Origin of the sequence: Chitinimonas koreensis, assembly GCF_014353015.1 — a bacterium.
GTDB classification, from domain to species: domain Bacteria; phylum Pseudomonadota; class Gammaproteobacteria; order Burkholderiales; family Chitinimonadaceae; genus Chitinimonas; species Chitinimonas koreensis.
Genome location: NZ_CP060704.1, coordinates 1709575 through 1735954, shown reverse-complemented (window position 1 = coordinate 1735954; position 26380 = coordinate 1709575). Strand labels below are relative to the sequence as shown.

Annotated in this window: 25 protein-coding genes, 1 tRNA gene and 1 pseudogene; 16 read left to right on the top strand and 11 right to left on the bottom strand. The window is 68.3% G+C overall.

The window, feature by feature from the left end; genetic code table 11:
• Window positions 1–332 precede the first annotated feature (332 nt).
• From H9L41_RS07560 to H9L41_RS07525, 8 genes and pseudogenes are all read right to left on the bottom strand, one after another.
• Window positions 333–409, bottom strand: a tRNA-Ile gene (locus H9L41_RS07560).
• Between the two features lie 8 nt (window positions 410–417).
• Window positions 418–2360 (bottom strand): annotated as a pseudogene (gene rpoD / locus H9L41_RS07555) (RNA polymerase sigma factor RpoD).
• A gap of 201 nt (window positions 2361–2561) precedes the next feature.
• Window positions 2562–4442: a DNA primase gene (gene dnaG / locus H9L41_RS07550; protein WP_028446398.1), complete on the bottom strand. Its 1881-nt coding sequence runs from the start codon at window positions 4440–4442 to the stop codon at window positions 2562–2564.
• 39 nt (window positions 4443–4481) lie between these two features.
• A complete protein-coding gene (locus tag H9L41_RS07545; RefSeq protein ID WP_028446397.1) occupies window positions 4482–4922 on the bottom strand; it encodes a GatB/YqeY domain-containing protein in 441 nt (146 codons plus the stop codon).
• A gap of 96 nt (window positions 4923–5018) precedes the next feature.
• Window positions 5019–5231: a 30S ribosomal protein S21 gene (gene rpsU, locus H9L41_RS07540; protein ID WP_028446396.1), complete on the bottom strand. Its 213-nt coding sequence runs from the start codon at window positions 5229–5231 to the stop codon at window positions 5019–5021.
• Window positions 5232–5380: 149 nt separating this feature from the next.
• Window positions 5381–6253: a ribosome small subunit-dependent GTPase A gene (gene rsgA / locus H9L41_RS07535; protein WP_034607074.1), complete on the bottom strand. Its 873-nt coding sequence runs from the start codon at window positions 6251–6253 to the stop codon at window positions 5381–5383.
• Window positions 6253–6564, bottom strand: a complete 312-nt coding sequence (locus H9L41_RS07530) for a 4a-hydroxytetrahydrobiopterin dehydratase (protein WP_028446394.1) — start codon at window positions 6562–6564, stop codon at window positions 6253–6255. The genes rsgA and H9L41_RS07530 overlap by 1 nt, the downstream gene beginning before the upstream one ends.
• A 49-nt stretch (window positions 6565–6613) precedes the next feature.
• Complete coding sequence (locus H9L41_RS07525) at window positions 6614–7864, bottom strand: M48 family metallopeptidase (RefSeq protein WP_028446393.1); 1251 nt, start codon at window positions 7862–7864, stop codon at window positions 6614–6616.
• Window positions 7865–7949: 85 nt separating this feature from the next.
• Here H9L41_RS07525 and orn point away from each other — a divergent pair, with 85 nt between their 5' ends.
• From orn to hslO, 4 genes are all read left to right on the top strand, one after another.
• On the top strand, window positions 7950–8504 hold the full coding sequence (gene orn, locus H9L41_RS07520; RefSeq protein ID WP_028446392.1) for an oligoribonuclease: 555 nt from the start codon (window positions 7950–7952) through the stop codon (window positions 8502–8504).
• A gap of 210 nt (window positions 8505–8714) precedes the next feature.
• Entirely contained in the window at window positions 8715–9200 is a 486-nt protein-coding gene (locus tag H9L41_RS07515; RefSeq protein WP_505625081.1) for a CinA family protein, read from the top strand.
• Between the two features lies 1 nt (window position 9201).
• Entirely contained in the window at window positions 9202–9780 is a 579-nt protein-coding gene (locus H9L41_RS07510) for an MFS transporter (RefSeq protein ID WP_028446390.1), read from the top strand.
• 33 nt (window positions 9781–9813) lie between these two features.
• On the top strand, window positions 9814–10692 hold the full coding sequence (hslO, locus tag H9L41_RS07505; RefSeq protein ID WP_028446389.1) for an Hsp33 family molecular chaperone HslO: 879 nt from the start codon (window positions 9814–9816) through the stop codon (window positions 10690–10692).
• Between the two features lie 154 nt (window positions 10693–10846).
• Here the strand turns inward: hslO and H9L41_RS07500 are convergent, their stop codons facing one another.
• Genes H9L41_RS07500 through H9L41_RS07490 form a run of 3 tightly spaced genes read right to left on the bottom strand, consistent with a single transcriptional unit; the run spans window position 10847 to window position 14478 of the window.
• Window positions 10847–12040: a DUF1501 domain-containing protein gene (locus tag H9L41_RS07500; protein WP_034607072.1), complete on the bottom strand. Its 1194-nt coding sequence runs from the start codon at window positions 12038–12040 to the stop codon at window positions 10847–10849.
• Window positions 12041–12049: 9 nt separating this feature from the next.
• Window positions 12050–13603: a DUF1800 domain-containing protein gene (locus tag H9L41_RS07495; RefSeq protein ID WP_028446387.1), complete on the bottom strand. Its 1554-nt coding sequence runs from the start codon at window positions 13601–13603 to the stop codon at window positions 12050–12052.
• Entirely contained in the window at window positions 13600–14478 is an 879-nt protein-coding gene (locus H9L41_RS07490; protein ID WP_308419621.1) for a DeoR/GlpR family DNA-binding transcription regulator, read from the bottom strand. The genes H9L41_RS07495 and H9L41_RS07490 overlap by 4 nt, the downstream gene beginning before the upstream one ends.
• Before the next feature lie 351 nt (window positions 14479–14829).
• Between H9L41_RS07490 and glpD the strand changes: the two genes are divergently transcribed.
• The 12 genes from glpD (at window position 14830) to tpiA (ending at window position 26070) form a co-directional block, all read left to right on the top strand.
• Window positions 14830–15639 (top strand): glycerol-3-phosphate dehydrogenase, encoded by an 810-nt coding sequence (gene glpD, locus H9L41_RS25620; protein WP_308419620.1) that lies wholly within the window; start codon window positions 14830–14832, stop codon window positions 15637–15639.
• Window positions 15640–15680: 41 nt separating this feature from the next.
• Window positions 15681–16118, top strand: a complete 438-nt coding sequence (locus tag H9L41_RS25615) for a hypothetical protein (RefSeq protein ID WP_308419619.1) — start codon at window positions 15681–15683, stop codon at window positions 16116–16118.
• Window positions 16001–16363 carry a glycerol-3-phosphate dehydrogenase C-terminal domain-containing protein gene (locus H9L41_RS25610; RefSeq protein WP_308419618.1) on the top strand — a complete coding sequence of 121 codons (363 nt, stop codon included), beginning with the start codon at window positions 16001–16003 and terminating at the stop codon, window positions 16361–16363. The genes H9L41_RS25615 and H9L41_RS25610 overlap by 118 nt, the downstream gene beginning before the upstream one ends.
• A 387-nt stretch (window positions 16364–16750) precedes the next feature.
• Window positions 16751–17845, top strand: coding sequence for an ABC transporter ATP-binding protein (locus tag H9L41_RS07480; protein ID WP_028446385.1), 1095 nt, complete (start codon window positions 16751–16753; stop codon window positions 17843–17845).
• 12 nt (window positions 17846–17857) lie between these two features.
• Window positions 17858–18796 (top strand): ABC transporter ATP-binding protein, encoded by a 939-nt coding sequence (locus H9L41_RS07475; RefSeq protein ID WP_308419617.1) that lies wholly within the window; start codon window positions 17858–17860, stop codon window positions 18794–18796.
• Entirely contained in the window at window positions 18721–18927 is a 207-nt protein-coding gene (locus H9L41_RS25605; RefSeq protein ID WP_308419616.1) for a TOBE domain-containing protein, read from the top strand. Before H9L41_RS07475 ends, H9L41_RS25605 begins: the two co-directional genes overlap by 76 nt.
• Window positions 18928–18939: 12 nt before the next feature.
• Window positions 18940–19818, top strand: coding sequence for a carbohydrate ABC transporter permease (locus H9L41_RS07470; RefSeq protein ID WP_028446383.1), 879 nt, complete (start codon window positions 18940–18942; stop codon window positions 19816–19818).
• A gap of 3 nt (window positions 19819–19821) precedes the next feature.
• The gene (locus H9L41_RS07465; RefSeq protein ID WP_028446382.1) at window positions 19822–20619 is read left to right on the top strand and encodes a carbohydrate ABC transporter permease; all 798 of its coding nucleotides are present in this window, start codon (window positions 19822–19824) and stop codon (window positions 20617–20619) included.
• 136 nt (window positions 20620–20755) lie between these two features.
• The gene (locus H9L41_RS07460; protein ID WP_265583959.1) at window positions 20756–21040 is read left to right on the top strand and encodes a DUF2160 domain-containing protein; all 285 of its coding nucleotides are present in this window, start codon (window positions 20756–20758) and stop codon (window positions 21038–21040) included.
• A 188-nt stretch (window positions 21041–21228) separates the two neighbouring features.
• Window positions 21229–22944, top strand: coding sequence for an ABC transporter substrate-binding protein (locus H9L41_RS07455; protein ID WP_028446380.1), 1716 nt, complete (start codon window positions 21229–21231; stop codon window positions 22942–22944).
• A gap of 261 nt (window positions 22945–23205) precedes the next feature.
• On the top strand, window positions 23206–24693 hold the full coding sequence (gene glpK / locus H9L41_RS07450) for a glycerol kinase GlpK (RefSeq protein WP_028446379.1): 1488 nt from the start codon (window positions 23206–23208) through the stop codon (window positions 24691–24693).
• Window positions 24694–25287: 594 nt separating this feature from the next.
• Complete coding sequence (gene tpiA / locus H9L41_RS07445; protein WP_028446378.1) at window positions 25288–26070, top strand: triose-phosphate isomerase; 783 nt, start codon at window positions 25288–25290, stop codon at window positions 26068–26070.
• Window positions 26071–26380 lie beyond the last annotated feature (310 nt).

The following is a 26380-nucleotide window of genomic DNA, read 5'->3' as shown; positions in this document are numbered from 1 at the left end:
GCGAAGCGATGCCTGCGCGTCGGTGGCGCGAGTCGCGCCAAGGCCGAGCTCGTTGCAATGTTGACGCGGCGGACAGTAAAAACTGCCCGCCTTGCGACTAGGCTCGGCAGTGCGGTGAAGGACGCGCAGCGGGTAGATCACCCGGCGCGGAGTACAGAGTCGGTCTTCAGTATTTCGAAACCGGTCGAAGAATAGGAGGCGTGGCCCAGCTGGAGCGTCGGGGAAGAAGACGTACGGCGCGTCATGCCGTCAATTCAGGCGGATTGCGGAGCAAGCCAAGAATTGCGGTGCAAAACAAAAGGGGCTTGCATCGCTGCAAGCCCCGTCCTGCTTGGTGGGCCCTCCGGGGCTCGAACCCGGGACCAAGGGATTATGAGTCCCCTGCTCTAACCGACTGAGCTAAAGGCCCAGAACCGGTCAGCCGCCCTCGCTCGCCAGGCTGTCGAGGAAGCTCTTGAGCCGCTCGGACCGCGTCGGGTGGCGCAGCTTGCGCAGCGCCTTGGCTTCGATCTGGCGGATCCGCTCACGCGTCACGTCGAACTGCTTGCCGACCTCTTCCAGCGTGTGGTCGGTATTCATCTCGATGCCGAAGCGCATGCGCAGCACCTTGGCTTCGCGCGGCGTCAGCGTGTCGAGCACGTCGCGGGTCGCGTCGCGCAGGCTGGCGTACACCGCCGCATCCACCGGGGCCAGGTTGTTCTGGTCCTCGATGAAATCGCCCAGGTGCGAATCGTCGTCGTCGCCGATCGGCGTCTCCATCGAGATCGGCTCCTTGGCGATCTTGAGGATCTTGCGGATCTTGTCCTCGGGCATGTCCATGCGGGCGGCCAGCGTGGCCGGATCCGGCTCGATGCCGGTTTCCTGCAGGATCTGCCGCGAGATGCGGTTCATCTTGTTGATCGTCTCGATCATGTGCACCGGGATGCGGATGGTGCGCGCCTGGTCGGCGATCGAGCGCGTGATGGCCTGGCGGATCCACCAGGTCGCGTAGGTCGAGAACTTGTAGCCGCGGCGGTATTCGAACTTGTCCACCGCCTTCATCAGGCCGATGTTGCCTTCCTGGATCAGGTCGAGGAACTGCAGGCCGCGATTGGTGTACTTCTTGGCGATCGAGATCACCAGACGCAGGTTGGCCTCGATCATCTCGCGCTTGGCGCGGCGGGCCTTGGCCTCGCCGGTCGACATCTGGCGGTTGATCTCCTTCAGGTCCTTGATCGGCAGCATGGCGCGCTGCTGCAGCTCGGCCAGCTTGGACTGCTTCTCCATCACCGCGTGCTGGTAGCGCTCGAGGATGGCGGCGTAGCTCTTGCCCGAACCGATTTCGTTCTTCACCCAGTCCGGGTTGTCCTCGTTGCCGGGGAACACCTTGATGAAGTGCTCGCGCGGCATCTTCACCTTCTGCACGCAGATGTCCATGATCTCGCGCTCGAAGCCGCGGATCTCGTCGACCATGTTGCGCAGGCTGTCGCACAGGTTCTCGACCTGGCGGGCCGAGAAGCGGATCTTCAGGAACTCGGCCGACAGCTCTTCCTGCAGCTGGGTGTACTGCTTGGCGTGCGGGCCGTGCTTGGCCAGCGCCTTGAGCATGCGGTCGTAGATGTCGCGGATGACGGCGAAGTGCTCGCGCGCCTTGTTCTTGAGCTCTTCGAGGTTGGCGGCCGCGGCGGCGCTGCCGTCGCCGTCTTCGTCTTCCTCTTCGGCGCCCTCGATCGGCACGTCCTCTTCGCCTTCGGCATCGGTCAGCTCGGGCGCCGCCGGCGCGGCGGCCTCTTCCTCGACCGCGTTCGGATCGATGAAATCGTCGACCACCTCGTCGATGCGGATCTCGTCGGCCAGGGCCTTGTCGACCATGCCAAGGATGTCGCCGACCGTGGTCGGGCAGGCGGTGATCGCCTGGATCATGTGCTTGAGGCCGTCCTCGATGCGCTTGGCGATCTCGATCTCGCCCTCGCGGGTCAGGAGCTCGACCGTCCCATCTCGCGCATGTACATCCGCACCGGATCGGTGGTGCGGCCGAATTCGGAATCCACCGTCGACAGCGCGGCCTCGGCCTCTTCGGCGACGTCGTCGTCGGCCACCGCGGCCGGCGTGGCGTCGGACATCAGCAACGATTCGGCATCGGGCGCCTCGTCGTAGACCTGGATGCCCATATTGGTGATCATGCTGATGACGCCTTCGATCTGTTCGGCGTCGAGCATGTCTTCCGGCAGGTGATCGTTGATCTCGGCGTAGGTCAGGTAGCCACGCTCTTTGCCGAGCACGATCAGGTTCTTGAAGCGTGCCTTGCGCGCCTCGCTGTCGAGACGCGATTCCGCGTCACGCTTGGCTTCGGACTTGTCGAGTTCTTGATCTGCCGCCATCGGTGATATCTCGGATCTGGGTACGGGGAAACGTGGGATAGTATCACGGATTACCGTCTCTTCGACGTAATCCGCTCTCAAAACAGTCACTTCGCCATCGGCCTGCGTTTGCGCCGGGGTCCAGCGCTTGGACTGCCGCGCCGGGCCGCCGTTCCGGCGCCGCGATTTCAGTCTAGTTGCCGACGGGGCGCGCTGCCGGGTTTATATCGCGCGGCCGAGCAGCGAAAGCCGGCCGTATTCGTCCTTCTCGGCCGGGCTCAGGTTGCCGAAGCCCTTGGCCTCGAGCTCGCTCAGCCGGCGCTTCACGCGCGGCCTTTCGAGCTGCAGCAGTACCCGCTCGAGCGCGCCGCGCCAGGTTTCGGCCAGGGCCTCCGGGTCGCCGTGGCCATAGGCGAATTCGCCCTTGGTCATCGCCTCGGCCAGCAAGGGGTAGACCTCATCGCCGCGCATCGCCTCGAGCAGGTGGCCGGACGCCGGCGGCTGGTCCAACCCGTGCACGTAGTCGACCACCCGCAGCACCGCGCGCAGGCTCGGGCTCAATGCCTCGGACGTCAGTTCGAACTGGGGCAGCTCCAAGGCAAACCTGGGGGCGATCATCAGGATTTGCAAGAGCTCGCGGCCCAGGTCGGCATTCGGCCGCGGCGTGGTGATCGGCGGCAACTCGTCGCGCTTGCTCCACTTGCCGCCGGTCTTCTTCCAGCCTCCTCCGCCGCCCTTTCCCTTGCCCGACCAACCCTCGCCTTGACGCGACGGCTGCGGAACCTCATAGGGCGCCGCCGGCGCCGGCATCGCACCGCCGAGCAGTTGCACCGCCTCGGCCATCTCGAGGCCGGCCAGCTCGGCCAGCTTCTTGCGCACCAGCACGCCGAGCGCCGGCGCCCGGATCTGCTCGACCAGCGGCCGGGCCAAGTGCAGGAAGCGCGCCTTGCCCTCGTCGCTGGCGAGATCGACCTGGGCGGCCAGCTCGCGCGCGAGGAACGCCACCAGGCCGAGCGCGTCGCGGTCGATCAGCGCCTCGAAGGCCTCGTGGCCGAATTCGCGGATATAGCTGTCCGGGTCATGCTCGGCCGGCAGGAACAGGAAGCTCAGCGTCTTGCCGTCGCTGGCCAGCGCCAGGCTGTTCTCCAGCGCACGCCAGGCCGCCTTGCGGCCGGCGCGGTCGCCGTCGAAGCTGAACACCACCTGGTCGGCCAGCCGCATCAGCTTTTTCACATGCTCGGGCGTGCAGGCGGTGCCGAGCGTGGCCACCGCGTACTCGACGCCGTGCTGGGCCAGCGCGACCACGTCCATGTAGCCCTCGACCACCAGCACCCGGTTCTTGGCGCGGATCGCCTGGCGCGCCTGCGGCAGGCCGTAGAGCTCGAGCCCCTTCTGGAACAGCGGGGTTTCCGGCGAATTCAGGTACTTCGGCTCGCCCTGGTCGATCACCCGGCCGCCGAAGCCGATCACCTGGCCCTTGCCGTCGAGGATCGGGAACAGCACGCGGTCGCGGAAGCGGTCGTAGCGGCGGCCGCTGTCGGCGTGGTCGATCACCAGGCCGACTTCGTTGAGCTGCGGATTGGTGGCGTAGTCGCTGAAGCAGGCGGCCAGCGGATGCCAGTCGCCCGGCGCATAGCCGAGGCCGAAGCGCGCGGCGATCTGGCCGGTCAGGCCGCGCCGCTTGAGGTAATCGATCGCGCGCGGGCTCTGCTTGAGCTGCTCGCGGTAGAAATGCATCGCCCGGGTATTGAGCTCGACCAGGCTGGTCTGCTGCTGCCGGCGCGGCGCGTCGTCGGCGCGGCCCTCGCTGCGCGGCACCTGCATGCCGATCGACTCGGCCAGCTTCTCGACCGTGTCGATGAAGCCCATACCCTCATATTCCATCACGAAGCCGATGGCCGAGCCGTGCGCGCCGCAGCCGAAGCAGTGGTAGAACTGCTTGGTCGGGCTCACCGTGAAGGACGGCGATTTTTCCTTGTGGAAGGGGCAGCAGGCAGCGTAGTTCTGCCCCGCCTTCTTGAGCGGCAGATAGCGCTCGACCACCTCGACGATGTCGAGGCGATTGAGCAGGTCCTGGACGAATTCGTCGGGAATACGGGCCATCGTGGACGCGGCGACCGGGGCGGCCGCTGCGGCAATCCTTTACTGCAGGCGCGCCTTGACCAGCGCGGATACCTTGCTCAGGTCGGCACGGCCGGCCAGCTTGGCCTTCACCTCGGCCATGATCTTGCCCATCGCGGCCACCGTGGCGCCATGGGCCGCCACCGCGGCTTCGACGGTCGCAGCGATCTCGGCCTCGTCGGCCTGCTGCGGCATATAGCCTTCCAGCACCGCCATCTCGGCTTTCTCGACGTCGGCCAGGTCCTGCCGACCGGCGGCCTCGTACTGGCCGATCGAATCGCGGCGCTGCTTCTGCATCTTGTCGATGATGGCGACGATCTGCTCGTCGCTCAATTCGATGCGTTCGTCGACTTCCTTCTGCTTCATGGCGGCCAGCAAGAGGCGGATGGTGCCCAGGCGGGCAGTCTCCTTCTGGCGCATGGCGGTTTTCATGTCGTCGGTGATGCGTTGCTTGAGGCTCATGAGCTTGCCCTGAAGAGTTGGGACGGTCGAAAAACACAAGGCCGCCAGTATAGACCGGCGGCCTTGGGCGCGTGGGTACGCAGAAAACGCAGCTGCTTAGTAGTACTTTTTCGGCAGTTGCTGGCTGCGGATGCGCTTGTAATGGCGCTTCACGGCAGCGGCCAGCTTGCGCTTGCGTTCGGTGGTCGGCTTCTCGTAGAACTCGCGAGCACGGAGTTCGGTGAGCAGGCCGGTTTTTTCCACCGCCCGCTTGAAGCGGCGCATGGCTACCTCAAACGGCTCGTTTTCTTTGACGCGTACGCTAGGCATGAATATCAGTCCTACTTTCGTAAGTGATAGGTTAATGGGAAAAAGGGCCCACATTCTAACGCCGGCCGGGCCGGATTAGAAGTCTGTTTTTGCGATCTTTTTTCCGCGGCGGCCGCCGCCAAGGGCGATCCGGCACACCGTAGCAAGGCTCAAGGCGCCCGCGCGTCGCACTCCGCACGCAGCTTGCGCAACAGTTGCAGCCGCTGCGGCAGAATCTCGCCGCCTTCGAGCGCTGCGATCAGCGCGCAGCCCGGTTCGCGGTCGTGGCGGCAATTGTGGAAGCGGCACTGGCCGATGTAGCGGCGGAATTCCGGGAACAGCGGCGCCAGCCGGTCGGCCGGCAGGTGACGCAGGCCGAATTCCTGCAGGCCCGGCGAATCGATCAGCTCGCCGCCGTTGGCCAAGGGGTAGAGCGTGGCGTGGGTGGTGGTGTGCTTGCCCGAATCGAGCGCCTCGGAAATCTCGTTGGTACGCGCATTGGCGGCCGGCACCAGCGCGTTGACCAGCGTCGACTTGCCCATGCCGCTCTGGCCGACGAAGACGGTGACCTGGTCTTCCAGGTGCGGCCACAGCGGGCCGACATCCTCGCGCGCCGACAGCTCGACCATCGGGTAGCCGAGCGCGCGATACGGCTCGAGCTGCCGGCGGGCCGCGGCGGTCTCGGCCAGGTCGGCCTTGTTGAGCACGATCAGCGCGCGGATGTCGGCGTCCTCGGCCGCCACCAGGCAACGGCTCAGCAGCTCCTCGTAGAAGCTCGGCACGGCCGCCAGCACCACCGCGATCTGGGTGACGTTGGCGGCGATCAGCTTCTCGCGGAACAGGTCGGAACGGTAGAGCAGGCTCACTCGCGGCAAGGCGCGCTCGATCACCGCCTGCTCGTCGTTGAGCAGGCCGACCTCGACCCGGTCGCCGACCGCGAAGTCGGTCTTCTTCTTGCGCGCGCTGGCGGTATAGCGGCGGCCGCCGACGTCGACGATGAAGGCCTTGCCGTGCGACTGGACGATGCGCGCGGTATCGACCATCAGACCAGCGCGTCGAGCTGGGCGGCGCAGACGAAATCGTTGCGGCTGATGCCGTTGCAGGAATGGGTGTCGTAGGCCACGGCCACGCTGTTGTAGGTGACGTGCAGCTCGGGGTGATGGTCCTCGCGGTGCGAGATCCAGGCCGAGGCGTTCACGAAGGCCAGCGTCTCGTAATAGTTGGCGAAGCGGAAGGTCTTGCGCAGCTTGCCGGCCTCGATGGCCCAGCCCGACACCTCGGCCAAGAGCGCGCGGCGCTCGTCCTCGGTCAGGTTGGGCACCACGGCCTGGCAGCGTTCCTGGGCGAGACTCATGGCATTGCTCCTATATGGCGATGCCGGCCGCAGGCGCGGCCGGCGGGGTTCAGGCGGCGGCGCGCCGCAACGCGGCGATGCGCAGCGCGGCCGGCGGATGGGAATCGTAGAACAGCGAATGCAACGGATCGGGCGTCAGCGTCGAGGCATTGTCGCGGTAGAGCTTGACCAGGCCGGACACCAGCGCCGCGCCGTCGCTGACTTCGGCGGCGTAGGCATCGGCCTCGTACTCGTGCTTGCGCGAGCCGCGGCTGGCCAGCCAGGCGAACGGGAAGGTGAACACCGGCAGCGCCAGGAAGAACAGCAGCAGCGCCGCCGCGGTCGACGGCGCGGCCACGCCGAGGCCAGCGTAGAACCAGTCCGAATCCTTGAGCAGGCCGAGCAGCGCCAGCGTGGCGAGGCCGAGCGCATACATCGTCGCCATGCGCTTGACGATGTGGCGGCGCTTGTAATGGCCGAGCTCGTGCGCCAGCACCGCCTCGACCTCGAGCGGTTCGAGGCGCTCGACCAGGGTGTCGAAGAACACGATGCGCTTGGTCCGGCCGAAGCCGGTGAAGTAGGCGTTGCCGTGACTGCTGCGCTTGCTGCCGTCCATCACGAACACGCCGTTGGAGGCGAAGCCGCACTTGCGCAGCAGCGCGTCGATGCGGTCCTTCAGCGCCGCGTCGGCCAGCGGGGTGAACTTGTTGAACAGCGGCGCGATGAAGGTCGGGTAGATCGCCATCACCGCGAGGCCGAAGACCACCCAGGCGGCCCAGGCGTACAGCCACCACAGCGCGCCGGCCGCCTCCATCAGCCACAGCACCAGCGCCACCAGCGGCAGGCCGAGCAAGGCGCCGAGCACCGTCGACTTGACCAGGTCGACCACGAACAGCAGCGGCGTGACCTTGTTGAAGCCGAAGCGCGCCTCGAGCACGAAGGTCGAATACAGCGAGAACGGCAACGTCAGGATGCCGTTGGCGACGGTCAGCAGCGCGATCAGCGCCAGGCCGGCGCCGATGCCCGAGCCGAGCCAGCCGCGCGCGAGCTGGTCGAACAGGCCCAGCACGCCGCCGAGCGTGAAGCCGGCCAGCAGGAGCGCGTCCCAGCCGATCGCCAGGCGGGCGAAGCGCACCTTGGCGGCGGTGTAGTCGGCGGCCTTCTGATGGGCGGCGAGATCGATCTGGCTGGCGAAATCGGCCGGTACCGCGGCGCGGTGGGCCAGCACGTGGCGCAGGTGCCGGGTCTTGAGCCAGAGCTGCAGGCCGGTGGAGAACAGGAGAAAGGCCAGGAAGACGAGACTGAAGGCGTGGGCGGTCATGCCGGGGTATGCGAAAATGGAGCGCTTTTAATATCGACGCCCGGCGGCATCCGAAGACGCGCGGGCAGAAAGACGGCGGCAGAGTATGGCACAAGACCAAAACCGGCTCATCTGGCTCGACATGGAAATGACCGGCCTGGACCCCGAGCGCGAACGCATCATCGAACTCGCCGTGGTGATCACCGACGCCAACCTCGACACCGTGGCCGAAGGCCCTGTGCTGGTGGTGCACCAGCCCGACGCGGTGCTCGACGCGATGGACGACTGGAACCGCAACACCCACGGCAAGTCGGGCCTGGTCGACAAGGTGCGCGCCTCGACGATCGACGAAGCGGCCGCCAGCCGCACGCTGCTCGATTTCCTGGCACTGCACGTCCCCAAGGGCGCCTCGCCGATGTGCGGCAACACCATCCATCAGGACCGCCGCTTCATGGCGCGCTGGATGCCCGAGCTCGAGGACTGGTTCCATTACCGCAACCTCGACGTCTCGACGATCAAGGAGCTGTGCAAGCGCTGGCGGCCCGACATTGCCAAGGGCCTGGTCAAGGCCGGCAAGCACGAGGCGCTGGCCGACATCTACGAATCGATCAACGAGCTCAAGTACTACCGCGAGCACTTCCTCCGAGCGAACCCATCGTGACCGGCAGCGCAGCCGCCCGGCAAGGCCGGGCGCTTACGATCGGTGCGTGCTCAAACGCGGGCTCGCTCCTGATTCATTCCTACTCCCCCCGCCCTCGCCACCCAGGGGCCCCCGCAAAGTCGGAGACTTTGCGGGGCGGGCCAGAGGGAGCCTCGCTTCGCCCGCAGAATGCTCACTGATCTCCCGCCGAGCATGTCCGCCCCCGATCCCATCGACCTCGCCCGGCTGCTCGGCACGGCGCTGCAAGCACGCGGCTGGCGCGTGACCAGCGCCGAGAGCTGCACCGGCGGCGGCATCGCCCACGCGATCACCGAGATCGCCGGTTCGTCCGGCTGGTTCGACCAGGCCTTCGTCACCTACTCCAACGCCGCCAAGCAGAAGCTGGTCGGCGTGCCGGCCGGGCTGCTGGCCGCCCACGGCGCCGTCAGCGAGCCGGTCGCGCGGGCGATGGCCGAGGGCGCCCGCGCGGCGGCCGAGGCCGATCTGGCCGTGGCGGTATCGGGCATCGCCGGCCCCGGCGGCGCGGTGCCGGGCAAGCCGGTCGGCACGGTCTGCTTCGCCTGGGCCGGCCCGGCCGGCAGCCGCAGCGAGACCCGCCATTTCGCCGGCGACCGCGCCGCCGTGCGCCGCCAGTCGGTCGTCCATGCCCTGGCCGGCCTGCTGGCCCAGACCCAATCCGAACAACAACAAGGCTGACATGACCACACTCGTCGCGGTGCGCAAAGGCAATCAGATCGCCATCGCCGCCGATACCCAATCGACCTTCGGCGACACCCGCCTCGGCCACCGCCACGATGCGCGGCCGGAAAAGATCTTCGCCTCGCACGACAGCTTCTTCGGCATCTGCGGCGCCGCCGCCCACGACCTGGTGCTGCAGTCGGTGCTGCACAAGACGCGGACACTGGATTTCTCCAGCCGCGCCACCATCTTCGAGTCGTTCCGCAAGCTGCATCCCAAGCTCAAGGAAGACTTCTTCCTCAAGACCGAGGAAGAAGAGGACGACCCGTACGAATCGAGCCAGATGACGGTGCTGATCGCCAATGCGCACGGCATCTTCGGCGTCTACTCGATGCGCGAGGTCTACGAATACCGCCACTTCTGGGCGATCGGCTCCGGCCGCGACTTCGCCGTCGGCGCGATGGCGGCGGTCTACGACCGGCCCGAACTCGACGCGGCCGCCATCGCCCGCATCGGCGTCGAGACCGGCTGCGAATTCGATGTCAGCTCCTCGCTGCCGCTGACGCTGCACGTCGTCGAGCTGGCCAGGGCCGGCTGACGCCCAACCCGAACCACCAGGATTTCCCGCGACATGACCCAAGATACCCTGCAACGCTTCCTGTTCGACGCCGCCCCGGTCCGCGGCGAAGTGGTCCGGCTGGGCGACACCTGGCGCCAGGTGCTCGCGCGGCGCGACTACCCGCCAGTGCTGCAGAAGCTGATCGGTGAACTGCTGGCCGCCTCGGCGCTGATGAGCGCGATGCTGAAGTTCGACGGCTCGCTGATCATGCAGCTGCACGGCAAGGGCCGGCTCAAGCTGGTGGTGATCGAGTGCGAAGCCGACCTGACCATGCGCGCCACCGCGCGCTGGGACGAGGAAGCCGGCGACCTGCCCGACCTGCCGCTGGCCGAGCTGCTCGGCGACGGCAAGTTCGTCATCACGCTCGATCCGCGCGACGGCGGCCAGAGCTACCAGGGCATCGTCGGCCTGGCCGGCGCCAGCGTGGCGGCCATCATCGAGCACTACATGCAGAGCTCGGAGCAGCTCGACACCCGGCTGTGGCTGTCCAGCGACAACGGCGTGGCGGCCGGCATGATGCTGCAGAAGCTGCCGGCCGGCCACGGCGACCCGCACGGCTGGGAGCACCTGACCACGCTGGCCGAGACGCTGACGCCGGCCGAGCTGAGCACCCTGCAGCCCGAAGAGCTGCTCTACCGCCTGTTCCACCAGGAAAGCGTGCGGGTGATGGCCGAGGAGCATCCGCACTTCGGCTGCCGCTGCACCCGCGAGCGCGTCGGCAACATGCTGAAGATGCTGGGCCGGGAGGAAGCCGACTCGATCGTGGCCGAGCGCGGCGGCATCGACATCAACTGCGACTTCTGCAACCAGCACTACCGCTTCGACGCGGTCGACGTGGCGCAGCTGTTCGCCACCGATTCGACGGCCGGGCCGGGCGACACGCGGCACTAGGCCGCCCCGTCCGCAGCGGCGGTAGCGAATGCAAAGGGGGCGGACGCCCCCTTTTTTCGTGCCGGCATCCGCCGCGGAATCTGCCCGCGCGACACGCCACCGCAGGCTGCCCGCGCGATCGACCCAGCCACGGCACGACGGCTGCAGGCCGGATTCAGAGCAGCTCGAGATCGACGGACCGCGCGCCGGGAAAGACCTTGGTCAATTGCTCGGCCGACAGGCCGAATTGCCGCTGGAACAATCCGCCGAGCACCTGCCGATAGTCGTTGAGCACCGGGAAGTCGCGATCCTGCAGCAGCGTCGAGCGGCGGACCTCGACCTGCTCTCCCGCGACGCGGCCGCCGGCGACGCTGCCGCCCAGCACCCAGAAGACCGTGCCGTGGCCATGATCGGTACCGCGGCTGCCGTTCTCCCTGAAGGTGCGGCCGAATTCGCTGACCACCACCACCACCGTGTCGTCCCAGGCCTTGCCCATCTCGTCGGCGAAGGCCGCCAGGCCGCGGCCGAGTTCGTCGAAGCGCGACGCCAGGTAGCCGCCGTTGCCGCCCTGGCTCACATGGGTGTCCCAACCGCCGACATCGACGAAACCGAGGCGGTAGCGCTCGCGCATCAACTTGCCGATACGCCGCGCTTCCAGTTCGAACCCGCGTGCGCTCACGGCATTGCGGCTGGACGACTCCATCTCCTCGGCGAAGGCCTTGAGCACCTCGTCGCGCATGCCGAAGCCCTCGCTGACCTGGCCGGCCAACCGGCTCCCGCGATACATGCCAGCGATGATCTGGCTCTGCCGCACGCTCAGGCCCGGCTTGGCGACCTGGCGCAGCGCGACGTTGGGCACCGCAGCCGGCCCGCTCATGACCAGCGGCAACTGGTCGGTGAAGGCGATCGCGCCCTGGCCGCCCAGCACGCCGGCCAGGCGATTGAGGAAGCCCGAGCGATAGTCGCGCGCACCGCCGGCCGCCAGGCCCAGCTCGATCGACTGCTGGGTCTCGAAATGGCTGCGGGATAGGTCGTCGGTCCCCGCGAACGGGACGAAGGCCAGCTGGCGGCGCTGGAACAGCGGGTACAGGCTTTCGCGCAGCACCGGGTTCAGCGCCCAGTCGCCATCGACCGGCAGCGCGGCCTGCAGGTCGCTGCCCGGCCGGGCCAGGGCGAGGGTGGGACGCGCCTCGTAGTAGTCGCTGCTGTGGTAGGGGATCAGCAGGCTGGCCGCATCGTAGCCGCCGCGCAGGAAGACCAGCACGAAACGCGCGCTGCCGCCGGCCGGCGCGGCCAGCAGGCGCACCGGCCCCGCCAGCAGCGGCAAGGCCGCCAGCGATCGGATGAATTGGCGCCGGTTGGTCGGCATGATCCCCTCCTAGCGGTCCATGAACTCGGGCGAGGACAGCAGGAACACGTTCCATTCCTGCGGCGAGCCCGCCTGCTCCAGCGCCTTGCGGGTCGCCTCGCCCAGATGGCCGCGCATGCGTTCGAAATAGAGCGAATCCGAAAGCTGCGGCACGGCCGACGCTTCCGCGCCCTGGTCCGCCTCGCCGCGGAACAGGCCGGCACGGCCGTTGCCGATCGCGCTGGCGATCTCGAAGCGGGTGGTCATCTGCCCCGGGCTGGTCCAGGCCGATTCGTACAGCGGATAGCCGTCCGGCGTCTGCCGGCCGTGCAAGGGCTGCCCCATGCGGATCAGCCACTGGATCATCGGGTCGGTGTTCAGGATGGGCCTGCCGTCGTAGGCCAGCCGTACCGCCGAGATCACGTAGTGGACCGGATCCTTGAACTGCTTGCCGAGCGAACGCGCGAACTCGGACGAGCGGAACAGCACGCGCAGGGTGTCCGCGACCTGGCCGTCGCTACGCAGGAAGGTGGCGGCCATCTGCTCGACCAGCGCTGGCGACGGATCGCCGGCGAGGAAATAGCGCGCCATCTTGCGGCAGACGAAGCGCGCGGTGGCCGGATGCCGGGCGAGCCGGTCCAGCGCCTCGTCCACCTCGGCCAGGCCGCGGCCGCGCAGGGGCTGGCCGAGCAGCACCTTGTCGCCGTAGTCGTGCCGCGCCGGATTGAATTCGAACAAGCCGTCGCGCAGATACTGCGATTGGAGTTCCGGCTTGAGCTTGGGCGCGTCCGCGGTCAGGTTGATGCCGACCCCGGTCAGCACGCGGGCCAGCTCCTGCACGTCCTGCTGGCTGTAGCCGCCGTCGACGCCCAGGGTATGCAGCTCGAGCAGCTCGCGCGCGTAGTTCTCGTTGATGCGGCCAGCCACGTTCTGCTCGTTGTCGAGGTAGCGCAACATGGCGGGATGGCGCAGCGTGGCGCCGAGCAGATCGCGGAAACGCCCCAGCGCACGCGGCCGGATCGCCGCGTCGACGTAGTCGCCCAGCATCACCCCGCTCTTGCCCTGGAACACCGAGAAGTGGTTGGCCCAGAACCAGGCCATCTGCTCCTGCAGCTGGTTGGGCGAATACAGGCTGCGCAGCAGCATCCGGCTGGCGAACTCGCGGTAGATCGCGGTGGCCGCCTTCTGGTAGGCCGCGGTGGCGACGTCCTTGTCGGCGCTCATGGTCATGGCCTGCACCGTCTTGCGCTGCCGCTCGAGCTCCGGCACCAGCTCGGCCAGCGGCCGCTGGCTCAGCGTCATGGCCGCCAACTGGCGCTCGACCGGTCCAGGCAGGGTCGCCGGCTTGGGATGCAGCTGTGCCTCGATGTAGCGATCGACGCCCAGCTGGGCGATCTGCCGCATGTCCGACGAGGTCGCGCCCCAGCCGAGGCGATCGAGCAGGCGCACCGGATCGATCTGCGGCCGGTCGCCGCGCTCGGCGGCGCCGGCCGGCGCGGCGAGCAGCCACAGGCCGGCCGCCGCGGCGACCAGCACCAGGGCGCGGCCCATCGCTCTGCCCTGCGGCACGGAGATCGGATTCATGCGGAAGCCTCGTGGGAATCGGTCCCGCCGGCGGGATCTGCCTGGGGATGCAGGTTTAGGTAGGCGAAGCCGCGCCCGGGTTCCCGCCCCGGCCGGCCGGGTGCCGCGCTACGCCGTCGCGGCCTCGGCCACGAACACCTGCGTGCCCGCCTCGCGCAGCGCGGCGGCCAGGTGGGCCGGCGGGAGGCATCGGTGAACAGGCAGTCGATCTGGCCCAGGTGGCCCAGCCGCACCATCGCCTCGCGGTCGAACTTGGTGTGGTCGGCCACCAGCCAGACCTGGCGCGACTGCTCGATGATGGTCTGCGCCACCTTGACCTCCTTGTAGTCGAAATCGCGCAGGCTGCCGTCGGGCTCGATGCTGGAGATGCCGATGATGCCGATGTCGACGCGGAACTGGCGGATGAAGTCGATGGTGGCCTCGCCGACCACGCCGCGGTCGCGCGCGCGCACCACGCCGCCGGCCACGATCACTTCGCAGTCGGTATTGGCCGACAGCGTCATCGCCACGTTGAGGTTGTTGGTGACCACGTGCAGGTCGCGGTGGTGCAGCAGCGCCTCGGCCACCGCCTCGGTGGTGGTGCCGATATTGATGAACAGCGACTTGCCGTCCGGCAGCTCCTGCGCCACCCGCGCGGCGATGCGGCGCTTGGCGTCGTTGTTGAGCACCTGGCGCTGCGGATAGGCGATGTTCTGCACGCTCGACGGGACGCCGACGCCGCCATGGTAGCGCTGCACCAGCTTGTCCTCGTCCATCTGGGCGATGTCGCGGCGGATGGTCTGCATGGTGACGCCGAAATGGGTCGCCAGCTCGTCCACCGACACGAAGCCGCGCTGGCGCACCAGTTCCAGGAGTTCGCTCTGCCTCGGGTTCACGCGCGGCCTCCGCCTGTCTTGATGAGGGAAACGATCGGATGAAAAAACGATCGGCCGAAACTTAGCACCTTTCCTTTTCGCACACTAATCGCGCCGCGGCGCGACGCCGAAATCCGCCCGCCAACGCCACGCCGTCGCAATCCAGGCCAATGTGCAGCTGCAACACGCGCATCGCCGACAAGCGGCCCCGGCCGCCTCCGAGATACGGCATCCGATCTGATGCACTGCAAAACGAACATTCAAATCGCAATAAAACGAACACAAACGCACACAAAAGGAAATTTTTGGCGTATCTTGCCGGCCATGAAACAACGCCGGGCGAGATCGCGCCGGCTCCAGCGGAGGAAGGCCGTGCAAGCTGTTCAATACGACGTACTGGTGGTGGGCGGCGGCATCAACGGTGCCGGCATCGCCCGCGATGCGGCCGGCCGCGGCCTGTCGGTGCTGCTGTGCGAGCGCGACGACCTGGCACAGCACACCTCGTCCAACAGCACCAAGCTGATCCACGGCGGCCTGCGCTACCTCGAGTACTACGAGTTCGGCCTGGTGCGGAAGGCGCTGCAGGAGCGCGAGGTGCTGCTCAAGTCGGCGCCGCACATCATGTGGCCGCTGCGCTTCGTGATGCCGCACGACAGCCATCTCCGGCCGGCCTGGCTGATCCGCGCCGGCATGTTCCTCTACGATCACCTGGCCCGGCGCGAGATCCTGCCCGGCTCGCGCAGCGTGAACCTGCGCCGCCACGCCACCGGCGAGCCGCTGCGCGACCATTTCCGCAAGGGCTTCATCTATTCCGACGGCTGGGTGCAGGACGCCCGGCTGGTCACGCTGTGCGCGATGGATGCGCGCGAACGCGGCGCCACCGTGCTGACCCGCACCGCGGTGGTGTCGGCCCGGCGCGGCCCGCGCGACTGGCGCGTGACGCTGCGCGACGAACAGGGCAAGGAGCGCGAGGTCGGCTGCCGCCTGCTGGTCAACGCGGCCGGCCCCTGGGTCGGCGAGCTGCTCGGCATCGCCCAGGTCGCCTCGCGCCGCCAGGTGCGGCTGGTCAAGGGCAGCCATATCGTGGTCAAGCGCCTGTTCGACCATCCTTACGCCTATATTTTCCAGAACCCCGACAAGCGCATCATCTTCGCCATCCCTACGAGGACGATTACACCCTGATCGGCACCACCGACGTCGAGTACCACGGCGACCCGGCGCGGGTGGCGATCGACGCCGACGAGACCGCCTACCTGTGCGAGATGGCCAGCCGCTACTTCAAGCGGCCGGTGGCGGTCGCCGACGTGGTGTGGAGCTACTCGGGCGTGCGGCCGCTGCTCGACGACGAGTCGGCCAGCGCCGCCAGCGTGACGCGCGACTACGAGCTGGTGCTCGACCAGTCGTCCGCGCCGGTGCTGTCGGTGTTCGGCGGCAAGATCACCACCTTCCGCAAGCTGGCGGAGGAGGCCACCGACCGGCTGCAGGCCTTGATCGGCCACGGCGGCGGGCCTGGACCGAGCGCGCCAAGCTGCCCGGCGGCGAATTGCCGGGCAACGACGCCGAAGCCTTCGCCGCCGGCCTGTGCCAGAGCTGGCCCTGGCTGCCGCCGGCGCTGGCGCGGCGGTATGCGCGGACCTACGGCAGCCGCGCCGGCCGGCTGATCGGCGAGGCCGGCGCGCTGGCCGATCTCGGCGCCGAGATCGCGCCCGGCGTGTACGAGGCCGAGCTGCGCTACCTGGTGCGCGAGGAATTCGTCCGCCGCGCCGACGACGTGCTGTGGCGCCGGTCCAAGCTCGGCCTGCACCTGCCGGCCGACGCGGCGACGCGGATCGCGGCCTGGCTGCAAGACAATGTTGCAAAGCTTACTGAAACGAACGAAAACGATTACCCTGTAATGCAAGCGTAAGCATTACGGCATCGACGCAGCACGCCTCACCCGGAAGGACGGCCGCCGACCCTGCGGCCGATGGAGACCGCGGCGACCGTTCGACCATACGAACGGCGACGCGACTGGAGACCGAGTCCAATGAAACAGAAGAATCGCACCCGCGTGAGCGCCTGCTTGGGGCGTAATCAAGGCGCCCAGCACAGCCGGGTTGAACACCCGGCGCGCATGGGCAACGCCGAGTGCGCCCCAGGCAGGCGCTCACCCTCCGGGCCGTGGCCTCCCGGCGCGCGCCCGCGCGTTGCGAGCCTTGCCCAGGCGTCCAGCCTGGGTGGCGGCCCGCGCCTTCGTGCACCCGCCGGGAGGACACGGCGCGGGTGCGATTCTTCTGTTTCATTGGACTAGCACATGCAGCTACACCTCGAAGGGGTGAGCAAGCTGGTGGGTGCGGAGACGCACATCCATCCGCTCGACCTCACCTTGCAACCCGGCAAGATCAACGTGCTGCTCGGCCAGACCCGGGCCGGCAAGACCACCCTGATGCGGCTGATGGCCGGCCTCGACCGGCCGAGCCAGGGCCGCGTGCTGGCCGACGGCGTCGACGTCACCGGCGTGTCGGTGCGGCGCCGCAAGCTGGCGATGGTCTACCAGCAGTTCGTCAATTACCCCTCGTTCACGGTGTTCGAGAACATCGCCTCGCCGCTGCGGCTGGCCGGCGGCCTGTCCGACGCCGAGATCCGCGCCCGCGTCGGCGCGATCGCCGAGAAGCTGCATATCGCCCACCTGCTCGACCGCCTGCCCGGCGCGCTGTCCGGCGGCCAGCAGCAGCGCACCGCGATGGCGCGCGCGATGGTCAAGAACGCGCCGCTGCTGCTGCTCGACGAGCCGCTGGTCAACCTCGACTACAAGCTGCGCGAGGAATTGCGCGCCGAATTGAAGGAACTGTTCACCGGCGGCCAGACCACCGTGGTCTACGCCACCACCGAGCCGCAGGAAGCGCTGCTGCTGGGCGGCCATACCGCGGTGCTCGACGAGGGCCGGCTGCTGCAGTTCGCGCCCACGCTCGAGGTGTTCCACCACCCGGCCACCCGCCGCGTGGCGCAGGTGTTCAGCGATCCGCCGATGAACCTGTTCCCGGCCACCGTGCGCGGCGAGGCGCGCGAGGTCCACCTCGCCTCCGACCTGGCGCTGCCGCTGGCCGGCCACCTGGCCCGGCTGCCGGCCGGCGGCTACACGCTCGGCATCCGCCCCAGCCACCTGCGGCTGGCGCCGAACACGCCCGACGACGTGGCGCTGCACTGCGAGGTCGAGCTGGCCGAGATCAGCGGCTCGGACAGCTATCTGCACGCGCGCCACGGCGGCAGCGACTGGGTGGCGCAACTGCCCGGCGTACGCGAGCTGGTGCCCGGCAGCACGGTGCAGCTCTACATCGACCCGCGCGAAGTATTCGCCTTCGATGCCGACGGCCGGCTGGCCGGCTCGCCCGAACGCAACCCGGCCTGACAGGAGACGACCATGGCAAGGATCGAACTGGTCGGCCTCGGCCACCGCTACCCCGGCAACGAGAGCTACTCGCTGCAGCCGCAGACCATGACCTGGCAGGACGGCGGCGCCTACGCGCTGCTCGGCCCGTCGGGCTGCGGCAAGACCACGCTGCTGAACATCATCTCGGGCCTGCTGGTCCCCAGCGAAGGCCGCGTGCTGTTCGACGGCCGCGACGTGACCGCGCTGCCGCCCGAGAAACGCAACATCGCCCAGGTTTTCCAGTTCCCGGTCATCTACGACACGATGACGGTGTTCGACAACCTGGCCTTCCCGCTGCGCAACCGCAAGCTGCCCGAGCCCGAGGTGCGCAGCCGGGTACAGGAGATCGCCGAGATCCTCGACCTCTCCGGCCAGCTCAAGCGCCGCGCCGCCGGCCTGTCGGCCGAGGAGAAGCAGATCATCTCGCTGGGCCGCGGCCTGGTGCGCAAGGACGTGGCGGCGGTGCTGTTCGACGAGCCGCTGACGGTGATCGATCCGCACGTCAAGTGGCTGCTGCGCCGCCAGCTCAAGCTGATCCACCAGCAGCTCAGGCTGTCGCTGATCTACGTGACCCACGACCAGATCGAGGCGCTGACCTTCGCCGACCAGGTGGTGGTGATGTACGAGGGCCAGGTGGTGCAGATGGGCACGCCGCAGGACCTGTTCGAGACGCCGGCGCATACCTTCGTCGGCCACTTCATCGGCAGCCCGGGCATGAACCTGCTGCCGTGCGAACTGAACGGCGCGTCGATCCGGCTCGGCGAGCAGTCGCTGGCGATCGACGCGGCGCTGGCCACCCGGCTCGGCCAGGTCGGCAAGCCGCTGACGCTGGCGTACGGCCGGAGTTCGTCCGCGTGGCCGGCACCGACATGGCGGCGCTCGACGCCGAGGTGGTCAGGCTGGAAGACCTCGGCACGGTCAAGTTGCTGACCGCGCGGCTGGCCGGCCAGCAGATCAAGGTGAAGCTCGGCGAGCACGAGCGGGTGGAAGGCGAGCGCGTGCGGCTGAACCTCGCGCCCGAGCGGACCATGTTCTACGCCGACGGCCAGCGCGTGGCCTAAGGGGAAATCGATATGAAACCGATCAACAACAAGGCCTGGTTCCTGGTCCTGCCGGTGGTGCTGTGCGTGGCCTTCTCGGCGGTGATCCCGCTGATGACGGTGGTGAACTACTCGGTGCAGGACATCCTCGGCCCCGACCAGAAGGTCTTCGTCGGCACCGAATGGTTCAAGGCGGTGCTGCGCGACCCCGAGCTGCACGGCGCGCTGCTGCGGCAGGTGATCTTCTCCGCCACCGTGCTGGCGATCGAGATTCCGCTCGGCATCCTGCTGGCGCTGGCGCTGCCGGCGCAGGGCTGGAAATCGTCGCTGGCGCTGGTGCTCTTGGCCATGCCGCTGCTGATCCCGCAGAACGTGGTCGGCACCATCTGGCAGATCTACGGCCGCACCGACATCGGCCTGGGCGGCGTGGTGGTCAGCGCGCTCGGCGCCGACTACAACTACGCGGCCGATTCGCTCGACGCCTGGCTCACCGTGGTGGTGATGGACGTGTGGCACTGGACGCCGCTGATCGCCCTCTTGGCCTTCGCCGGCCTGCGCGCGATCCCCGAGGCCTACTACCAGGCCGCCCGCATCGACGGCGCCTCGCGGCTGGCGGTGTTCCGCTTCATCCAGCTGCCCAAGATGCGCGGCGTGCTCTTGATCGGCCTGCTGCTGCGCTTCATGGACAGTTTCATGATCTACACCGAGCCCTTCGTGCTGACCGGCGGCGGGCCCGGCAACGCCACCACCTTCCTCAGCCAGTACCTGACGCAGAAGGCCGTCGGCCAGTTCGACCTCGGCCCGGCCGCCGCCTTCTCGCTGATCTACTTCCTCATCATCCTGCTCGCCTGCTTCGTGTTCTACACGCTGCTGCAGAACAACGCGGCGGCCGAGCAAAAGACGGAGGCCTGAACCATGAAGAAACGCTATTTCGGCCTCGTGCTCTACCTGCTGTTCGCCATCCTGCCGATCTACTGGATGCTGAACATGTCGCTCAAGACCAACGAGGAGATCACCGGCGTATTCAGCCTGTGGCCGCACGCGCTGACCTTCGACAACTTCCGCACCATCCTGACCGACCCGGCCTGGTACAGCGGTTACGTCAACTCGCTGATCTACGTCGGCATCAACACGGTGCTGTCGGTCGGCGTCGCGCTGCCGGCCGCCTACGCCTTCTCGCGCTACCAGTTCCTCGGCGACAAGCACCTGTTCTTCTGGCTGCTGACCAACCGCATGAGCCCGCCGGCGGTGTTCCTGCTGCCCTTCTTCCAGCTCTATTCGAGCGTGAACCTGTTCGACACCCATATCGCGGTGGCGCTGGCGCACATGCTGTTCAACGTGCCGCTGGCGGTGTGGATCCTGGAAGGCTTCATGTCGGGCATCCCGCGCGAGATCGACGAGACCGCCTACATCGACGGCTACAGCTTCCCGCGCTTCTTCGTGCGCATCTTCATCCCGCTGATCGGGGCCGGCATCGGCGTGACCGCCTTCTTCTGCTTCATGTTCAGCTGGGTGGAACTGCTGCTGGCGCGCACGCTGACCTCGGTCAACGCCAAGCCGATCGTGGCGATCATGACCCGCACGGTGTCGGCCGCCGGCATGGACTGGGGCGTGCTGGCCGCGGCCGGCATCCTGACCATCGTGCCCGGCGCGCTGGTGATCTGGTTCGTGCGCAACTACATCGCCAAGGGCTTCGCCATGGGGCGGGTCTGAGGCCGGCAGGACGATCGAAACCGCGGCCGGTTTTCCGTAGGTCGGGCTTTATGCCCGACAGCGAGGCCGGTCGATGGCGCAGTCGGCATAAAGCCCGACCTACAGGAGCCTGCGAGGCTCGCAAGGAGACACGAACATGGAATGGATGGCCTGGACGCCCGTGGTGGCGATCTTCTTCGGCTGCGTCGCGGCGATGCTGGTCGGCATGACGATCTGGCAGGTGCTGAGCCCGACGGTGCCGCGGCGCGGCCTGTTGCCGCTGGTCACCACCCGCGGCGACCGGCTGTTCCTCGGCCTGTTGTCGGCCGCCTACATCAACCTGGCCTGGACCGGGCTGACCGACATGAACCAGTGGTACGGCACCGGCGCGTCCTTCGTGCTGCTCTTGATCATCATGCGCTGGGGTGACCCCCGCATGTAGGAGCGGCTTCAGCGGCGAACGGCGCCGGCGGCATGTCCGGCCGTTCGCGATGCAGCCGACCGTTCGCGGCTGCAGCCGCTCCTACGGAAACCCACGACTCCGCAACCAAGCGCCAGCCGCGCCTTCCGGCCGGCGCCCCGATACACCGAAGGCAACGATGCAGTCGAAAAACTAGGAGACAAACCGTGATGAAGAAACTGGTAGTAGCCCTGGCCTGTGCCTTCGCGGCGCCGATGGCCTTCGCCGGCCCCGCCGAAGCGCAGAAGTGGATCGACGGCGAGTTCCAGCCGAGCACCCTGTCCAAGGCGCAGCAGCTCGACGAGATGAAGTGGTTCATCGCGGCCGCCGACAAGCTCAAGAAGGCCGGCATCACCGAGATCAACGTGGTGTCCGAGACCATCGACACCCACGTCTACGAATCGAAGACGCTGGCCAAGGCGTTCACCGAGATCACCGGCATCAAGGTCAACCACGACCTGATCCAGGAAGGCGACGTGGTCGAGAAGCTGCAGACCCAGATGCAGTCGGGCAAGAACATCTACGACGGCTGGATCTCCGACTCCGACCTGATCGGCACCCACTACCGCTACGGCCAGATCGTGCCGCTGACCGACTTCATGGCCGGCGAGGGCAAGGAGTTCACCAGCCCGACGCTGGACCTGAACGACTTCATCGGCCTGAAGTTCACCACCGCGCCCGACCGCAAGCTCTACCAGTTGCCCGACCAGCAGTTCGCCAACCTGTACTGGTTCCGCGCCGACTGGTTCGAGCGCGCCGACCTGAAGAAGAAGTTCAAGGAGAAGTACGGCTACGAGCTCGGCGTGCCGGTCAACTGGTCGGCCTACGAGGACATCGCCAACTTCTTCACCAACGACGTCAAGACCATCGACGGCGTGAAGGTCTACGGCCACATGGACTACGGCAAGAAGGACCCGTCGCTCGGCTGGCGCTTCACCGATGCCTGGCTGTCGATGGCCGGCTCGGCCGACCGCGGCCTGCCCAACGGCTTCCCGGTCGACGAGTGGGGCATCCGCGCCGACCGCTGCCAGCCGGTGGGCGCCTCGGTCAGCCGCGGCGGCGCCACCAACAGCCCGGCCGCCGTCTACGCGCTGACCAAGTACGTCGACTGGATGAAGCTGTACGCGCCGCCGCAGGCGATCGGCATGACCTTCTCCGAAGCCGGCCCGGTGCCGGCCCAGGGCAACGTCGCCCAGCAGATCTTCTGGTACACCGCCTTCACCGCCTCGATGAACAAGCCGGGCCTGCCGGTGGTGAACAAGGACGGCACGCCGAAGTGGCGCATGGCCCCCAGCCCCTACGGCCCGTACTGGAAGCCCGGCATGCAGAACGGCTACCAGGACGTCGGCAGCTGGACCTTCTTCAAGTCGACCCCGCTGGCGCGCCGCCAGGCCGCCTGGCTGTACGCCCAGTTCGTCACCGCCAAGTCGGTGTCGCTGAAGAAGAGCATCACCGGTCTGACCTTCATCCGCGATTCGGACATCAAGAGCCAGGCGATGACCGACATGGCGCCCAAGCTCGGCGGCCTGGTCGAGTTCTACCGCAGCCCGGCCCGGGTGGCCTGGACGCCGACCGGCACCAACGTGCCCGACTACCCCAAGCTGGCCCAGCTGTGGTGGAAGAACGTGGCCACCGCGGTCACCGGCGAGCAGACCCCGCAAGGCGCGATGGACAACCTGGCGCGCGAGATGGACGGCGTGATGGCGCGGCTGGAACGCGCCGGCATGAAGGCCTGCGCACCCAAGCTCAACCCCGAGACCGATCCGAAGGCCTGGATGGGCAAGGGCGGCGCCCCGTGGCCCAAGCTCGCCAACGAGAAGCCCAAGGGCGAGACCGTGCCGTACGAGCAGCTGCTCAAGGCCTGGAAGGAAGGCAAGGTCCGCTGATACAAGACGGTATCCGCTGAGCACTCCTCCCCCTTCAAGGGGGAGGCCGGGAGGGGATGGGGCTGGATTGCAACCGACGGCCACCCCATCCCCACCCTCCCTCGAAGGGGAGGGAGTGCGACGCCGCACAGGTCGGACAAGATCACTCCGTTCGTATGGGCGCGGCCGGTCGGCCGGCCTCCGGTCGACCGGCCGCCCCATGCGCCTTTTCAGATGACGGACAATGCCGGGCGTAATCCATACCGGCCAAAGGTAAGACCCATGTCCTACGTCCTCGCCCTCGACCAGGGCACCACCAGCTCGCGCGCCATCGTGTTCGACCGCGCCGGCCGTCCGGTCGCCAGCGCCCAGCAGGAATTCCCGCAGCACTTCCCGCAGCCGGGCTGGGTCGAGCACGATCCGCTCGACCTGTGGCGCAGCCAGCTCGCCACCGCGCGCGAGGCGCTTAAGCGCGCCGGCATCGGCGCCGACCAGCTCGCCGGCCTCGGCATCACCAACCAGCGCGAGACCACCGTGCTGTGGGAGCGCGCCAGCGGCCGGCCGGTGGCCAACGCCATCGTCTGGCAGGACCGCCGCACCGCCGAGCTGTGCAAGCGGCTGGCCGACGCCGGCCACGAGGCGCTGGTGCGCGAACGCACCGGCCTGGTGCTCGATTCCTATTTCTCCGGCCCCAAGCTGGCCTGGCTGCTCGAGCAGGTGCCGGGCGCCAGGAAGCGCGCCGAAGCCGGCGAGCTGATGTTCGGCACGGTCGACACCTGGCTGATCTGGAACCTGACCGGCGGCCGGCTGCACATCACCGATCCGAGCAACGCCGCCCGCACGCTGCTGTACGACATCCACCGCCAGCGCTGGGACGACGAGCTGCTGGCGCTGTTCGGCATCCCTTCGCGGCTGCTGCCGGCGGTGGTGCCGTCGAGCGGCCGCCACGGCGAGACCGAGGCCGAGCTGCTCGGCGCCGAGGTGACCATCGCCGGCATCGCCGGCGACCAGCAGTCGGCCCTGTTCGGCCAGGCCTGCCACCAGCCCGGCATGGCCAAGAACACCTACGGCACCGGCTGCTTCATGCTGCTGCAGACCGGCGAGCGGGCGATGCGCTCCGAGCACGGCCTGTTGACCACCGTGGCCGCCAGCGCCGGCGGCAAGCCGCGCTACGCGCTCGAGGGCAGCGTCTTCGTCGGCGGCGCGGTGGTGCAATGGCTGCGCGACGGCCTCGGCCTGGTGCCGAACTCGTCGGCGGTCGAGCCGCTGGCCGCCTCGGTGCCCGACAACGGCGGCGTCTACTTCGTGCCGGCCTTCACCGGCCTCGGCGCGCCGCACTGGGACCCGCACGCCTGCGGCGGCCTGCTGGGCCTGTCGCGCGGCACCACCCAGGCCCATATCGCCCGCGCTGCGCTCGAAGGCATCGCCTTCCAGTCGGCCGACCTGCTCGAGGCGATGCAGGCCGATTCCGGCCGGCCGCTGACCGAATTGCGCGCCGACGGCGGCGCGGCGGCCAACAACCTGCTGCTGCAGGTGCAGGCCGACCTGCTGGGCGTGCCGGTGGTGCGGCCGCAGGTGCTCGAGACCACGGCGCTCGGCGCGGCGCTGCTGGCCGGCCTCGCCACCGGCGTGTATGCCAGCGTGGCCGAGCTCGAGGCGCAGTGGCAGATCGACCGGGTGTTCGAGCCGGCGATCAGCCGCGACGAGGCGGCGGCGCGGCGGCGCAAGTGGCGGTCGGCGGTGGTTCGGGTGCAGCACTGGCAGGTCTAGGGGTTTGAATCGGGTTCGAGTTGTATCGAGCGGCCGAGCAGGCACCCGGCAAAGCCGGGCGCTTGCGGTCCGTGAGTCCTCGACCAGCGACCTGTCCTGATTCATTCCGCCTCCCCCGCCCTCGCCGCCTCGGGGGCCCCGCAAAGCCCAAGACCTTGTGGGGTGGACCAGAGGGAGCCTCGCTGACGCTCGTTCGTGGGACGCTCGACCATTTGTGAAGCTCTACGGTACCGGCTTGCCCGCCGCCGATCGATGAACCTGTAGGAGCGGCTTCAGCCGCGAATGGTTGATCGTGACGACTCCCGTCATTCGCAGCCGCAGCCGCTCCTACGAAGCAATGCCGAGTAGATCGGGCTGTACGCCCGACGGCGACCTCGATCCGCAGCGCTGCCGGGCATAAAGCCCGACCTACGGAAGATTTGCAGCGGAGCTTGGATCGAGTGCCGCGCAGTCCAGCAAACGCGTTCCACCCAAGCTAGCGATAGATTGATCCGCAGGTCGGGCTTCAACCCGACAGCAACCGGCCTGGTGGCCACAAGCCATTTACATCGACCGGCGCTTCTACCCGGAAGCGCGCCTTACAGGAAACGCAGCATGGCAAACCACGCGAACAACCGGCCGCGGCTGATCGTCGGCAACTGGAAAATGAACGGCAGCCTGGCCGCCAACGCCGCGCTGCTCGATGCGCTGGCGCAGGCGCCGGCCGCCGGCTGCGCGCGCGTGGTCTGTCCGCCCTTCCCTTACCTGGCCCAGGCCGCCACCCTGCTGGCCGGCAGCGAGGTCGCGCTCGGCGCGCAGAACTGCGGCCACGCAGCGGCCGGCGCCTACACCGGCGAAGTGGCCGCGCCGATGCTGGCCGAGCTCGGCTGCCGCTACGTGATCGTCGGCCATTCCGAGCGGCGCGCGATGTTCGGCGACGACGACGCGCGGGTGGCGGCCAAGACCGCGCTGGCCTTCGAGCACGGCCTCACGCCGATCCTGTGCGTCGGCGAGACGCTGGCGCAGTACGAGGCCGGCCAGGCCACGGCGGTGATCGACGGCCAGCTCGACGCGGTGCTCGGCACGCTCGACGCCGGGCGCATCGACCGCCTGGTGATCGCCTACGAGCCGATCTGGGCGATCGGCACCGGCCGCAGCGCCAGCGCCGAGCAGGTCGACGCCGCGCTCGAACGCATCGCCGCCGCGGTCGCCCGCCATGCCGCCTCGGCGCGGCCGCAGCTGCTGTACGGCGGCAGCGTGACGGCCGCCACCGCGCAATGGCTGGCGCCGCTGGCGCGCGTCGACGGCGTGCTGGTCGGCGGGGCCTCGCTGCAGGCGGAGGCGTTCCTCGCGATCGAGCAGGCATTCGCCGCCGCCGGGCAAACCGCCCGAGGCTGAGCATTCACGTAGGAGCGGCTGCAGCCGCGAATGGGCGGTCGTGATGCTGCCGCCATTCGCGGCTGAAGCCGCTCCTACAGGCTGCAATGGATCGGGCGGCGATCGGTCGGCACGGGGAGCCCCCCGCCAGCCGGCAACGCAGATTCGCTCGGCGGCATGCCGCGCGACCGATGCCGGCTGTTGAAACAACGGGCAGCCCGATCCCGACCAGCGCTCCCTCACCCTGCCCGCTCCCGGCGGGAGCGGGTTCATTCCCTCGTCATCGCCATGCGCTGTTGCAAATCAGCGCATTGTCATTCACCGGGACGGC